Source organism: Streptomyces sp. NPDC058239, assembly GCF_042882185.1.
In the GTDB taxonomy this organism is placed as follows: Bacteria; Actinomycetota; Actinomycetes; order Streptomycetales; family Streptomycetaceae; genus Streptomyces.
In genome coordinates this window covers 17,830-30,901 of sequence record NZ_JBHVWS010000004.1, presented here as the reverse complement: position 1 = coordinate 30,901, position 13,072 = coordinate 17,830, and the positions used below count along the sequence as shown (strand labels likewise).

Annotated in this window: 12 protein-coding genes; 11 read left to right on the top strand and 1 reads right to left on the bottom strand. The window is 68.0% G+C overall.

The features are described 5' to 3' along the window. The first annotated feature begins 38 nt into the window (after positions 1 to 38). The 9 genes from ACFVYE_RS07285 to pssA all read left to right on the top strand — a co-directional run bounded on the left by ACFVYE_RS07285 (position 39) and on the right by pssA (position 9,840). Positions 39 to 854: a TetR family transcriptional regulator gene (locus ACFVYE_RS07285; protein ID WP_383960254.1), complete on the top strand. Its 816-nt coding sequence runs from the start codon at positions 39 to 41 to the stop codon at positions 852 to 854. Between the two features lie 106 nt (positions 855 to 960). Continuing rightward, a complete protein-coding gene (locus ACFVYE_RS07280) occupies positions 961 to 1,758 on the top strand; it encodes a GNAT family N-acetyltransferase (protein ID WP_383960257.1) in 798 nt (265 codons plus the stop codon). Positions 1,759 to 2,115: 357 nt separating this feature from the next. Further along, positions 2,116 to 3,453, top strand: a complete 1,338-nt coding sequence (gene ccrA, locus ACFVYE_RS07275) for a crotonyl-CoA carboxylase/reductase (protein ID WP_383960260.1) — start codon at positions 2,116 to 2,118, stop codon at positions 3,451 to 3,453. A 1-nt stretch (position 3,454) separates the two neighbouring features. Next, the gene (locus ACFVYE_RS07270; protein WP_383960263.1) at positions 3,455 to 5,467 is read left to right on the top strand and encodes a protein meaA; all 2,013 of its coding nucleotides are present in this window, start codon (positions 3,455 to 3,457) and stop codon (positions 5,465 to 5,467) included. Continuing rightward, positions 5,464 to 6,429 (top strand): CoA ester lyase, encoded by a 966-nt coding sequence (locus tag ACFVYE_RS07265; protein WP_030971713.1) that lies wholly within the window; start codon positions 5,464 to 5,466, stop codon positions 6,427 to 6,429. Before ACFVYE_RS07270 ends, ACFVYE_RS07265 begins: the two co-directional genes overlap by 4 nt. 2 nt (positions 6,430 to 6,431) lie before the next feature. Then, on the top strand, positions 6,432 to 6,959 hold the full coding sequence (locus ACFVYE_RS07260) for a MaoC family dehydratase (RefSeq protein WP_389604485.1): 528 nt from the start codon (positions 6,432 to 6,434) through the stop codon (positions 6,957 to 6,959). 2 nt (positions 6,960 to 6,961) lie between these two features. Then, positions 6,962 to 8,167, top strand: coding sequence for an acyl-CoA dehydrogenase family protein (locus tag ACFVYE_RS07255; RefSeq protein WP_383960268.1), 1,206 nt, complete (start codon positions 6,962 to 6,964; stop codon positions 8,165 to 8,167). 181 nt (positions 8,168 to 8,348) lie between these two features. Beyond that, entirely contained in the window at positions 8,349 to 8,996 is a 648-nt protein-coding gene (locus ACFVYE_RS07250) for a phosphatidylserine decarboxylase (protein WP_383960271.1), read from the top strand. Next, complete coding sequence (gene pssA, locus ACFVYE_RS07245; protein ID WP_383960273.1) at positions 8,983 to 9,840, top strand: CDP-diacylglycerol--serine O-phosphatidyltransferase; 858 nt, start codon at positions 8,983 to 8,985, stop codon at positions 9,838 to 9,840. The genes ACFVYE_RS07250 and pssA overlap by 14 nt, the downstream gene beginning before the upstream one ends. Positions 9,841 to 9,971: 131 nt before the next feature. On the opposite strand, the gene ACFVYE_RS07240 is transcribed toward pssA, so the two are convergent. Then, on the bottom strand, positions 9,972 to 11,003 hold the full coding sequence (locus ACFVYE_RS07240; protein ID WP_389604482.1) for a zinc-binding alcohol dehydrogenase family protein: 1,032 nt from the start codon (positions 11,001 to 11,003) through the stop codon (positions 9,972 to 9,974). Between the two features lie 164 nt (positions 11,004 to 11,167). Between ACFVYE_RS07240 and ACFVYE_RS07235 the strand changes: the two genes are divergently transcribed. Both ACFVYE_RS07235 and ACFVYE_RS07230 read left to right on the top strand, forming a co-directional pair. Continuing rightward, complete coding sequence (locus ACFVYE_RS07235) at positions 11,168 to 11,878, top strand: DUF6333 family protein (RefSeq protein ID WP_389604480.1); 711 nt, start codon at positions 11,168 to 11,170, stop codon at positions 11,876 to 11,878. A gap of 310 nt (positions 11,879 to 12,188) precedes the next feature. Continuing rightward, the gene (locus tag ACFVYE_RS07230) at positions 12,189 to 13,016 is read left to right on the top strand and encodes a PP2C family protein-serine/threonine phosphatase (RefSeq protein ID WP_383960282.1); all 828 of its coding nucleotides are present in this window, start codon (positions 12,189 to 12,191) and stop codon (positions 13,014 to 13,016) included. The last annotated feature ends 56 nt before the right edge of the window (positions 13,017 to 13,072 follow it).

Here is a 13,072-nt window from a genome sequence, read left to right as displayed (position 1 = left end):
GGGCGCATTCCCCTGCACCGATGCAGTACGTTCACACCATGTCCCAGCCCGCCAGGTCCCCCCGTGTCTCCGCCGCGCCCGACACCCAGGAGAGTGCCGCAGGCACCCGCGCCGCCGCCCAACGGCTCAAAATGCGCCGCGAACTGGCCGCCGCGGCAATGGAACTCTTCGCCTCGAAGGGGTACGAGGCGACGACGGTCGACGAGATCGCGGGCGCCGCGGGAGTCGCCCGGCGGACCTTCTTCCGGCACTTCCGGTCCAAGGAAGAGGCGATCTTCCCGGACCACGACGACACCCTCGTCAGGGCCGAGGCCGTCCTCAACGCCGCCCCCGCGCACGAGCACCCGCTCGACACCGTCTGCCGCGGCATCAAGGAAGTCATGAAGATGTACGCGGCAAAGCCCGCGGTCTCCGTGGCCCGCTACAAGCTGACCCGTGAGGTCCCCACACTGCGCGAGGCCGAAATCGCCTCGGTGGCCCGCTACGAGCGGCTGTTCACGCGCTATCTCCTGGGCCACTTCGACGAGCGCGACCACCATGTCGGCAATGACGACCCGCTGCTCGCGGAGGTCGCGGCATCCGCCGTCGTCACCGCGCACAACCATGTGCTGCGCCGCTGGCTGCGGGCGGGCGGCGAGGGCGATGTGGAGGCCCAGCTCGACCACGCCTTCTCGATCGTCCGCGACACGTTCGGGACCGGCATCGGTGCGGGCCGGATCGCCGGCACCGAACCGGCGAAGCAGCCGGCCGCTTCGGTGACGTCCCAGGGCGAGGTACTCGTCACCGTGGCGCGGACGGACGCGCCGCTCGAAGAAGTGATGCGCACGATCCAGCAGGCACTCAAGAACCGCTGAACGGGGCGGCCCGGCCGGGCGGCCCCCGCTCGACTGGCGGGGGCGGTTCCCGGCCCGTACCGGAAACCCGGTTGCCGCGCCCGCACCCCGGTGCTGTGGTGTGCGGATGAATCATGATCGCGACACACTTCTGACCCTCTTCGACCGCGAAATGCGCGAGCACGCCCGCCCCGACGGCCCCGGCGTCCGGGTCGAGCGCACCGGTGATGTCGTACGGCAGGTCGGTGCGGCCGACGACTGGAACGGTGTCGTGTGGTCGGCCCCGGACCTGGATGCCGTACGGGCGGACGCGGCGATCGCGGCACAGGTGGCGCACTGCACGAGGCTGGGGCACGACGAGTTCGAGTGGAAGCTGTACGGGCACGACCGGCCGGCGGATCTGGCGGAGCGGCTGCTGGCGGCCGGTTTCGAGGCGGAGGAGCCGGAGACCCTGCTGGTCGCCCCGGTGGCGGACCTCTCGACGGCGGTGGAGCTGCCCGAGGGCGTCCGGCTGCGCACCGTGAGTGACGCGGACGACGTAGAGCTGATGGCCCGCGCCCATGAGCAGGCATTCGGCTCGGACTGGTCGCGGCTGCGGCATCAGGTGCTGGCCAGGCTGACCGAGGACCCGGACAGCTTCGTCGGCGTCCTTGCCATGGTGGGCGACGAGCCGGTGAGCTCGGCCAGGATGGAGCTGTACCCGGGCACGGGCTTCGCAGGGCTCTGGGGCGGCGGAACGGTCGAGGCGTGGCGCGGGAGGGGCATCTACCGGGCTCTGGTCGCCTTCCGCGCCCGGATCGCGGCGGAGCGCGGCTACGGCTACCTTCAGGTCGACGCCTCCGAGCAGAGCAGCCCGATCCTCCAGCGACTCGGATTCCTGGCCCTGAGCACCACGACTCCTCACGTGTACCGGCCCCAGCACTGACCGCATCCGGCGGGACAGAACCGCCGAAACACCTCTTGTGTTGCTCATGCGTGCCCTGCGGGTGACAAGTGAGAGAAATTGTTGGCACCGAGTGCCTTGCCAGGTGTCACGGAGTGCCATACGTTGAAGTTGTCCGGGCGGCCGGCGTGCTGAGACCTCACGTACGCCGGCTGTCCCCGCAAGCAATATGCCTGCGCGCCCGGGCGCCTGCGTCACAGGCAACCCCTTCCGCTCCACAGAGCAAGCCGAAGCTTTACCAGCCGAACCGACGGCAGCACCTCCACACCACACCGCTCCCCTCAGCTTGCAGGGACCCTCAAGCGTTCCCTCAGCGCCCCCATCCGCCGGAGGCACACCGTGAAGGAAATCCTGGACGCGATCCAATCGCAGGACAGCACCGCCGCAGACTTCGCGGCCCTGTCCATCCCTGAGTCGTACCGCGCGGTGACCGTGCACAAGGACGAGACGGAGATGTTCGCCGGGCTCACCACCCGCGACAAGGACCCCCGCAAGTCACTGCATCTCGACGAGGTTCCGGTGCCCGAGCTCGGGCCCGGTGAGGCGCTGGTCGCCGTCATGGCCAGCTCGGTGAACTACAACTCCGTGTGGACCTCGATCTTCGAGCCGATGTCCACCTTCGGCTTCCTGGAGCGCTACGGGAAGCTCAGCGAGCTCACCAAGCGCCACGACCTGCCGTACCACGTCATCGGCTCCGACCTGGCGGGCGTCGTCCTGCGCACCGGCCCCGGCGTCAACGCCTGGCACCCCGGCGACGAGGTCGTCGCGCACTGCCTCTCGGTCGAACTGGAGTCCTCGGACGGCCACAACGACACGATGCTCGACCCCGAGCAGCGGATCTGGGGCTTCGAGACCAACTTCGGCGGCCTCGCCGAGATCGCGCTCGTCAAGTCCAACCAGCTGATGCCGAAGCCGCAGCACCTCAGCTGGGAGGAGGCCGCGGCTCCCGGCCTGGTCAACTCCACCGCGTACCGCCAGCTCGTCTCGCGCAACGGCGCGGGCATGAAGCAGGGCGACAACGTGCTGATCTGGGGCGCCAGCGGCGGACTCGGTTCATACGCCACGCAGTTCGCGCTGGCCGGTGGTGCCAACCCGATCTGCGTCGTCTCCAGCGACCAGAAGGCGGACATCTGCCGGAAGATGGGCGCCGAGGCGATCATCGACCGCAACGCCGAGGGCTACAAGTTCTGGAAGGACGAGCACAACCAGGACCCGCGCGAGTGGAAGCGGTTCGGCAAGCGCATCCGTGAACTCACCGGCGGCGAGGACGTGGACATCGTCTTCGAGCACCCGGGCCGCGAGACGTTCGGCGCCTCGGTGTACGTGACCCGCAAGGGCGGCACGATCGTCACCTGCGCCTCGACGTCCGGCTACAACCACGAGTACGACAACCGCTACCTGTGGATGTCGCTGAAGAAGATCGTGGGCTCGCACTTCGCCAACTACCGCGAGGCGTGGGAGGCCAACCGGCTGGTCGCCAAGGGCAAGATCCACCCGACGCTGTCGAAGGTCTACTCGCTGGAGGAGACCGGCCAGGCCGCGTACGACGTGCACCGCAACCTCCACCAGGGCAAGGTCGGCGTGCTCGCGCTGGCACCGCGCGAGGGTCTGGGCGTGCGCAACGAGGAAATGCGCGAGCAGCACATCGACGCCATCAATCGCTTCCGGGACGTCTGACATGAGCGGGCGTCAGAAGGACCGCCCGTGGCTCATGCGGACGTACGCCGGTCACTCGACCGCCGAGGCGTCCAACGAGCTCTACCGGCGCAACCTCGCCAAGGGCCAGACGGGCCTGTCGGTCGCCTTCGACCTGCCGACGCAGACCGGGTACGACCCCGACCACATCCTCGCCCGCGGCGAGGTCGGCCGGGTCGGCGTGCCCGTGTCGCACCTCGGTGACATGCGCCGGCTGTTCCAGGACATCCCGCTGGAGCAGATGAACACCTCGATGACGATCAACGCCACCGCGATGTGGCTGCTGGCGCTCTATCAGGTGGTCGCGGAGGAGCAGGGCGCCGACGCCACGAAGCTCCAGGGCACGACGCAGAACGACATCGTCAAGGAGTACCTCTCGCGCGGGACGCATGTCTTCCCGCCCGGTCCTTCGCTGCGGCTGACCACCGACATGATCACGTACACGGTCAACCACATACCGAAGTGGAACCCGATCAACATCTGCAGCTACCACCTGCAGGAGGCGGGAGCCACTCCGCTCCAGGAGATCGCGTACGCCATGTCGACGGCGATCGCCGTGCTCGACGCGGTCCGTGACTCCGGGCAGGTGCCCGAGGAGAAGTTCGGCGATGTCGTCGCCCGTATCTCCTTCTTCGTGAACGCGGGCGTCCGCTTCATCGAGGAGATGTGCAAGATGCGCGCCTTCGGCCGCATCTGGGACCAGGTCACCCGTGAGCGGTATCGCATCACCGACGCCAAGCAGCGCCGCTTCCGCTACGGCGTCCAGGTCAACTCGCTCGGCCTGACCGAGGCACAGCCGGAGAACAACGTCCAGCGCATCGTCCTGGAGATGCTGGCCGTCACCCTCTCCAAGGACGCCCGCGCCCGGGCCGTCCAGTTGCCGGCCTGGAACGAGGCACTGGGGCTCCCCCGGCCCTGGGACCAGCAGTGGTCGCTGCGGATCCAGCAGGTGCTCGCGCACGAGAGCGATCTGCTGGAGTACGAGGACATCTTCGCCGGATCGCACGTCATCGAGGCCAAGGTGGACGAGCTGGTCACCGAGTCGCTCGCGGAGATCGACCGGATCCAGCAGATGGGCGGCGCCATGGCGGCCGTCGAGTCCGGCTACCTGAAGTCGGAGCTGGTCTCCTCGCACGCGCAGCGGCGGGCCCGGATCGAGGGCGGCGAGGAGAAGATCGTCGGCGTCAACATCTACGAGACGACCGAGCCGAACCCGCTCACCTCGGACCTCGACGGGGCGATCATGACGGTCGACCCCGCCAATGAGGCCAGGGTCGTCTCGGCGCTCCACGAGTGGCGCGACAACCGCGACGAGGCCCGTGCCTCCGAGGCGCTGGCCTCGCTGAAGAAGGCCGCGGCCGGCACCGACAACATGATGGAAGCGACTGTGGAGTGCGCCCGCGCGGGTGTCACCACCGGCGAGTGGTCGTGGGCGCTGCGCGATGTGTTCGGCGAGTTCCGGGCCCCGACGGGCGTCTCGTCCGCACCGGTCGCGGTGACCGCGGAGGCGGGCACGCCGCTCGCCCTGGTCCGCGAGAAGGTCGCCCGCACCGCCGGCGACCTCGGCACCGGACGGCTGCGGCTGCTGGTCGGCAAGCCGGGCCTGGACGGGCACTCCAACGGCGCCGAGCAGATCGCCGTACGGGCCCGTGACGCCGGGTTCGAGGTCGTCTACCAGGGGATCAGACTGACCCCCGAACAGATCGTCTCGGCCGCGCTCGCCGAGGACGTGCACTGCGTCGGTCTGTCGATCCTGTCCGGCTCGCACGCCGAGCTGGTGCCGGACGTGCTGAACCGGCTGCGCGAGGCCGGCGCCAACGACATACCCGTCATCGCGGGCGGGATCATTCCGCCCGCCGACGCCACCGCGCTGATCGACGCGGGCGTCGCCGCCGTATTCACCCCGAAGGACTTCGGCATCACGGAGATCATCGGCCGTATCGTCGACGAGATCCGGAAAGCGAACAAGCTCGACCCTCTGGAGGTCCCCGCATGACCCAGCCTGTGAACCGTCTGCGTCCGCGTCGCTCGTGCCTGGCTGTGCCGGGCTCGAACCCGCGGTTCCTGGAGAAGGCCCAGGGTCTCCCTGCCGACCAGGTCTTCCTCGACCTGGAGGACGCTTGCGCGCCGCTCGCCAAGGAGGGCGCCCGGCACCACATCGTCGACGCGCTGAACAACGGCGACTGGACGGGCAAGACCCGGGTCGTGCGCGTCAACGACTGGACGACGCACTGGACGTACCGCGATGTGATCACGGTGGTCGAGGGCGCCGGCCAGAACCTCGACTGCATCATGCTGCCGAAGGTCCAGGACGCCCAGCAGGTCGTCGCCCTCGATCTGCTGCTCACCCAGATCGAGAAGACGATGGGCTTCGAGGTCGGGAAGATCGGCATCGAGGCGCAGATCGAGAACGCCAAGGGCCTGGTGAACATCGACGACATCGCCGCCGCCTCGCCCCGTCTGGAGACGCTGATCTTCGGCCCGGCCGACTTCATGGCGTCGATCAACATGAAGACCCTGGTCGTCGGTCAGCAGCCGCCCGGATACGGCGCGGACGCGTACCACTACATCCTGATGCGCATTCTGATGGCGGCCCGTACGCACGACCTCCAGGCGATCGACGGTCCTTTCCTCCAGATCCGCGACGTCGACGCGTACCGCGAGGTCGCGGGCCGCGCGGCGGCGCTGGGCTTCGACGGCAAGTGGGTGCTGCACCCCGGTCAGGTCGACGCGGCCAACGAGGTGTTCTCGCCGTCGCAGGAGGACTACGACCACGCCGAGCTGATCCTCGACGCGTACGAGTGGTGCACCTCGGAGGAGGGCGGCAAGAAGGGCTCGGCGATGCTCGGCGACGAGATGATCGACGAGGCGAGCCGCAAGATGGCGCTCGTCATCGCGGGCAAGGGCCGCGCGGCCGGTATGCAGCGCACCTCCAAGTTCGAAGCGCCGGAGGCCTGACCATGCAGTTCGGACGCACATTCGAGGAGTTCGAGGTCGGTGCGATCTACAAGCACTGGCCCGGAAAGACGGTCACCGAGTACGACGACCACCTTTTCTGCCTGCTGACCATGAATCATCACCCGCTCCACATGGACAGCAACTACGCGGAGAGGACGACCGACTTCGGGAAGAACGTTGTCGTCGGCAACTACATTTACTCGCTGCTGCTCGGAATGTCCGTTCCGGATGTCTCCGGAAAGGCGATCGCCAACCTCGAAGTCGAGTCGCTGAAGCATGTCGCGCCGACCTTCCACGGCGACACGATCTACGGCGAGACGACCGTTCTGGACAAGACTCCGTCAAAGTCCAAGAACGACCGTGGAATCGTTTATGTGGAGACCAGTGGGTACAAGCAGGACGGCACGCTGGTCTGCGTGTTCCGTCGCAAGGTGATGGTCCCCACCCAGACGTACATCAAGGAGCGCGGCGGGGAGCAGCCCGGCCGCCCCGAGCTGAACCAGCCTTCGCAGAAGAACGTGGAGAAGTAGCCATGACGCGACTTGCCCAGACTGCCGGTCTCAACGATGTCCAGCAGGAAATTCTCTCCACGGTCCGGGATTTCGTCGACAAGGAGATCCTTCCGGTCGCGACCCAGTTGGAGCACCGCGACGAGTACCCGACCGAGATCGTCGAGGGGCTCAAGGAGCTCGGCCTGTTCGGGCTGATGATTCCCGAGGAGTACGGAGGTCTGGGTGAGTCGCTTCTCACATATGCGCTCTGCGTGGAGGAAATTGCCCGCGGCTGGATGAGCGTGTCGGGAATCATCAATACGCACTTCATCGTGGCGTACATGCTCAAGCAGCACGGCACACAGGAGCAGAAGGACACATTCCTGCCGCGGATGGCGCTGGGCGAGGTCCGGGGCGCGTTCTCGATGTCCGAGCCGGCGCTGGGCTCCGATGTCGCGGCGATCACTTCCAAGGGCGTCAGGGACGGCGATGAGTACGTCCTGAACGGCCAGAAGATGTGGCTGACGAACGGTGGCACGTCCTCGCTCGTCGCCGTGCTGTGCCGGAGTGACGAAGGCCACCCCGAGGGGACCGCCCCGCACAAGTCGATGACCACGTTCCTGGTGGAGAAGGAGCCCGGTTTCGGCGAGGTCCGGCCCGGTCTCACCATTCCCGGCAAAATCGACAAAATGGGCTACAAGGGCGTCGATACGACCGAACTCATCATGGACGGGCTACGTATTCCGGCCAATCGAGTACTGGGCGGCACCACCGGCCGAGGGTTTTACCAAATGATGGACGGCGTCGAGGTCGGCCGGGTAAATGTGGCTGCGCGTGGCTGTGGTGTCGCACAGCGTGCATTCGAGCTGGGTATTTCCTACGCCCAGCAGCGTCACACCTTCGGAAAGCCGATCGCCCAGCACCAGGCGATCCAGTTCAAGCTGTCCGAAATGGCCACCAAGGTCGAGGCCGCCCATGCGATGATGGTAAATGCAGCGCGCAAAAAGGACTCCGGGGAACGAAACGACCTGGAGGCAGGGATGGCGAAGTACCTCGCCTCCGAGTACTGCAAGGAAGTCGTCGAGGACGCCTTCCGGATCCACGGCGGTTACGGCTTCTCCAAGGAGTACGAGATCGAGCGCCTCTACCGGGAGGCCCCGATGCTGTTGATCGGTGAAGGTACCGCCGAGATCCAGAAAATGATCATTGGGCGCCGACTCCTCGAGGAGTACCGGTTCCAGGGGTGATTGTCCCTTTCGAGGCGATTTCGTCGCGAAGAAGATCACACCCTGTCACCCTCAGGCGGTGCCTTCAAGCCGTCCGACTCGGCTGCTGGCTTGCCCAGTTGCGGCTCGCAACCGATAACATCGCCGGAAAAGCCGCCGTCCCCCGTTGCCAGCGCGGCATCATCCGCTACGAAGGTCATCCATGCCCGACAGCCAAACCTCTGCACCACGCGGCGGAGTCCGCCTTGCGCGCGGAGCTTCGCCGTGGCTCCTCCCGACCGTCGCCACCGCGGCACTCAGCCTCGCCCGGGCCCGCAAGTCCGGACGCTGGGCCGCGGTGGCCGTGCCCACCACTGCGCTCGCGGCGGGCATGCTGTGGTTCTTCCGCGACCCCGAGCGTGAGATCACCCGGGGCCGGGTCATTTCGCCGGCCGACGGCGTGGTGCAGAGCATCATGCCGTGGAAGGACGGGCGCACCCGCGTCGCGATCTTCATGAGCCCACTGAATGTCCATGTCAACCGTGCGCCCCTGGCCGGCACGGTGACATCGGTCGAGCACATCCCCGGTGGGTTCGTTCCGGCGTTCAACAAGGAGAGCGAGAACAACGAGCGCGTTGTCTGGCACTTCGACACCGAGCTCGGTGACATCGAGATGGTCCAGATCGCGGGTGCGGTCGCCCGCCGCATCGTCCCCTATATCCCGCAGGGCACGAAGGTGGAGCAGGGCGAGCGCATCGGTCTGATCCGTTTCGGCTCCCGGGTCGACATCTACCTTCCGGAAGGTATCGATGTCGCGGTCGAGGTCGGCCAGGCCACCACCGCGGGGGTGACTCGAATTGACCGTGATTGATCCTGACACGCAGGCCGGCTGGGTGCCGGAGGCGGAGTCCGAGGAGGATGCCGGCGAGGACATGCCGCTCTCTCTGCGGCTGTCGATAGCGGACACCCTCACTCTCGGCAACGCGACATGCGGTTTCATGGCGGTGTACTTCACCACCACCGGAATCCTCATCCCGCACCTCACGGGCAGCGACGAGAGCGGTATGGCCCGGCACTCCGCGGCCACCGCCGTGATCCTCATGCTCATGGCCGCGGTGTTCGACCTCTTCGACGGGCTCGTGGCACGCAAGCTGCGCTCCTCGCCGATGGGTGCCGAGCTGGACAATCTCTCGGACCTGATCAGCTTCGGGCTCGCCCCGGCGTACTTCGTCCTCGTGTACGGCATGGTCGCGGACGACGCACACCAGCGGGTTTCGGCGCTGGCGGCGATCGTGGTGCTGCTGGCTGTGGTGCTCAGACTTGCCAGGTTCTCCTGCGTGACCATGAAGGACGGCATGTTCCAGGGCATGCCGAGCCCCTTCGGAGCGCTCACGGTCGTCTCGATCGTCCTCCTGGAGCTGCCCTTCGTACCGACGCTGCTCGCGATCGTCGGAGTGGCGTGGCTGATGGTCAGCCGGGTCGAGTACCCGAAACCCCGGGGCGTCCTCGCGGTGGCGATGCTCAGCTGGATCGTGGCCGCGATGGGTCTCCTTGCCGCTTGGGCGTTCGACGCCCCGGGCGGTCAGCTGCTTCTCCAGACCGGCTGTGCGCTGCAGGTGGTCCTGGGAGCGGTCATCCCGCTCTTCGCGACGGCACGGCGGGTGAACACCTTCCGCGGCAACCGGCGTGAGGCACGGGCGGCGCAGCTGCCGTAGCGGTACAGCAGATACGCAAGAGGGCCCCGGGTGCTCCCCAGCACCCGGGGCCCTCTTGCGTGTGCCGGTGATCCGACGACCGGCTGACGCACGTGTCCCGGTGCTCCCGCCCGCTGCACACCGCCCGGCCCTCAGCCGGGAACGAGCACGGCGGCCCCGTTCACCCTGTCGGCCGCCAGATCGGCCAGTGCCTGGTCGGCCCCGCTCAGCGGGTAGGTGCTCACCGTGACCCGGATGCCCACGCGCCCGGCCAGAGCGAGGAATTCGCGGCCGTCCTCGCGGGTGTTGGAGGTGACGCTGCGCAGATTGCGCTCCTGGAACAGGTGGCGCTGGTAGTTCAGCACGGGAATGTCCGACAGATGGATTCCGGCGATGGCGAGCGTGCCGGACCTGTCCAGTGCCTCCATCGCCACCGGCACCAGGTCGCCGACGGGCGCGAACAGGATCGCCGAGTCCAGGGGCTCCGGCGGACGGTCGTAGGCACCGCCAGCCGACGCGGCGCCGAGGTCGAGAGCGAGCGCGCGTGCCTGTGCCGAGCGGGTCAGCACATGAACGGTGGCGCCCTCGGCTACGGCCACCTGGGCAGCCAGATGGGCCGACGCGCCGAAGCCGTAGATTCCCAGCCGCCCGCCCTCCGGCAGCGCACTGCGCCTCAGCGACCGGTATCCGATGATTCCCGCGCAGAGGAGTGGTGCGAGCCGGACGGCGTCCTGGTCTTCCGGGAGCCGGTAGGCGAACGCCTCCGGAACCAGCGCCGTGTCGGCGAAGCCGCCGTCCGCGTCCCACCCCGTATAGGTGGACCGCGGGCAGAGGTTCTCCCGGCCGCCCAGGCAGTACCGGCAGCGCCCGCATGTTCCGCGCAGCCACGCTCCACCCGCCCGGTCGCCGACACGGAAGAGGCCGGCGCCGGCGCCGACGGCCGCCACCCGGCCGACGATCTCATGACCGGGGACCGTGGAGGGACGGCGCGGCAGGAGATCGCCCTCCGCTAGGTGAAGATCCGTGCGGCAGACACCGCACGCTTCCACGTTCAGCAGCAGCTCCCCGGGACCGGGGGCAGGCACCGTGCGGTGCACGCGTGCCAAGGGCCCGGTGCCGATCGGACCGGGTGTCCGGACGGCCCAGCCGCTCTGCTCAGCCGGGACGGACGCGGAGACATCCACACATCCAGCGTGCGGCGGCGGAGTCGGCGGGGCAACCGGCCCGTTGTCCGTAGGCGCATGAATGGGCCGACCGCAGTCGGTACACGGTTCGACAGCCGGGTCGACTCCCCTACTCTGCGGGACCACTACATCCTGGTGGTGGGCTGCGGCATACGCTCGGCGGCATGAGTCCCGTATCCCCCGGAACGCAGGTGAATCCCCGTCACAGCGGGTACGCGCAGCTGGTCGTCGTCCATCCCCCCTTCGCAGCCCCGCTCCGGCCCGACGAGCGGCCGTCCGCCACTGCCCACGACCCGGGGGCGGCCAGGGCTGCGGTGCTGTCCCTGTCAACCGTCTCGGTGATCCGCCATGAGCACGCTCCGTCCCGGCTGGAGCATCCGGGAAGCCCGGCCGGCCGGGAAGAGCTGGACGGCGTACGCGCGGCCGTATGGGGCTCCACGGTGAAGATCGGCGACCCGGCGCTTGTCGAGGACGGGGTACTGGCCAGTGCTTTGGAGGACGAGTTCCAGGCGCAGAAGAAGAAGCATCCGGATGCCCGGATCGTCGCTGTCTGCGAACGCGACTTCGGCGCCTCCTGCACGAAGATCCTTGTCGCTGTGCCCGGCACCCCGGATCTGATGGTCGAGGGCTTCGACGAGCTGGAGATCACCGGCGACCGGCGTGCGACTCTGGCCGCTGTGGGGATCGACCCCGACCGGCTGGGCAAGGGATACGACGTCAGTGGTGAAGGGTTCTTCGACTACGACGGCTTCCTCCACATGCTCACCGGCGGCGCCCTGTCCGTCTACGCGGATGAAGAGCGCTTCGAGTCGGCGTTCGTTGTCGATCGGAGCCAGGAGGGCGAGGACAGCATCTGCGAGGTCTGGTTTCCATAGCTGACGCCCTGGTGCCACAGCCGGAGATCTTGTGGCTGAGGCGGTGTCGCACGAAGCGGGCGGGAAGCGCGGTGAGGGCAGGAGCGCGGCCATGGCGCGGGCCGTCTCGGTGAGCAGGAGCGGGGCGGCGGCCAGGAACCGGAAGATCGTTGACAGCCGACAACTGACAGCTGCTGAACGTTACCGATGCTCATGACCACGCGGAATTGCTCACGAAACCGCGGAACCCGGAGTTCACCCGCGCTCCTGCAAGTGGCGGCAGGAGGGCTAAGGTTTCAACAGGGGCGCACCAAGAACGCCCAGGGACGTCATGCACCGACACCGCAGCGCACCGGACAGCACCCAGGAGCTCCTGGTCACCCTTGGACGTCTGGTCGATCAGGCGTTGGAGAACATCAGGCTGCAGCGAGCCCGGGCCGAGCTGGGTATTGCGCTGCAGCGGCACATGCTCCCGGCCGAACTGCCGGACTTTCCGGGAATCCGGATCGCGGCCCGGTACTCGCCCTCGCAGAACGGTCTGGCTGTCGGCGGTGACTTCTACGACGCGTTCTCGATGAGGGACGGAGTGGCGGGGATCGCCATCGGTGATGTGCAGGGTCACGGGGTGGAGGCCGCCGCCTTCATGGGTGAGGCCCGCGCCAGTCTCAGGGCCCTCGCCAGCGTCACGGACGACCCGGGGAAGGTGCTGGCCTGCGCCAACGATCTGCTGATCTCACTGGGCGGTGACCTGTTCACGACCTGTTCTCTGCTGAGCATCGACCCGAAGAGCGGTGAATTGTGCGTCGCCCGGGCCGGGCATGTCCCGGTCGTCTGGGGCAGCGACGGCGGCGCCTCGGGCATCTCCCTGGACACCGGCGGGGTGCCCCTGGGGATACTCCCCGGCCAGCGGTACCCCGTGACCCGCCGACGGCTGAAGCAGCCCGGGTATCTGGTCATGGTGACCGACGGGGTCGTGGAAGGACCGGCCTACCCGATGGACGAGGGACTGGCTGCGGTGTCCGCACTGGTCGGTACGGCGGACGGGGCCGATCCCGGCGAGCTGGCCTCGCGAGTGATCAAGGTGGCGGACCTGACCGGTCATGAGGACGACGCCGCTGTCCTCGTCGTCCGCTACGACGGTGTGCCGGGCGGCGGCTAGCGGGACGTCCCCGTTCGTCGGCCACGGCGGCCACGGCGGCCACCCGGGCTCCGGCC

Excerpts from the sequence above, each read along its gene's own strand:
- ACFVYE_RS07265 (WP_030971713.1), top strand. The coding sequence starts at position 5,464 with ATGACCCAGCCTGTGAACCGTCTGCGTCCGCGTCGCTCGTGCCTGGCT.
- ACFVYE_RS07235 (WP_389604480.1), top strand. The coding sequence starts at position 11,168 with ATGAGTCCCGTATCCCCCGGAACGCAGGTGAATCCCCGTCACAGCGGG.
- ACFVYE_RS07255 (WP_383960268.1), top strand. The coding sequence starts at position 6,962 with ATGACGCGACTTGCCCAGACTGCCGGTCTCAACGATGTCCAGCAGGAA.
- ACFVYE_RS07270 (WP_383960263.1), top strand. The coding sequence starts at position 3,455 with ATGAGCGGGCGTCAGAAGGACCGCCCGTGGCTCATGCGGACGTACGCC.
- ACFVYE_RS07230 (WP_383960282.1), top strand. The coding sequence starts at position 12,189 with ATGCACCGACACCGCAGCGCACCGGACAGCACCCAGGAGCTCCTGGTC.
- ACFVYE_RS07285 (WP_383960254.1), top strand. The coding sequence starts at position 39 with ATGTCCCAGCCCGCCAGGTCCCCCCGTGTCTCCGCCGCGCCCGACACC.
- ACFVYE_RS07260 (WP_389604485.1), top strand. The coding sequence starts at position 6,432 with ATGCAGTTCGGACGCACATTCGAGGAGTTCGAGGTCGGTGCGATCTAC.
- ACFVYE_RS07250 (WP_383960271.1), top strand. The coding sequence starts at position 8,349 with ATGCCCGACAGCCAAACCTCTGCACCACGCGGCGGAGTCCGCCTTGCG.
- ACFVYE_RS07280 (WP_383960257.1), top strand. The coding sequence starts at position 961 with ATGAATCATGATCGCGACACACTTCTGACCCTCTTCGACCGCGAAATG.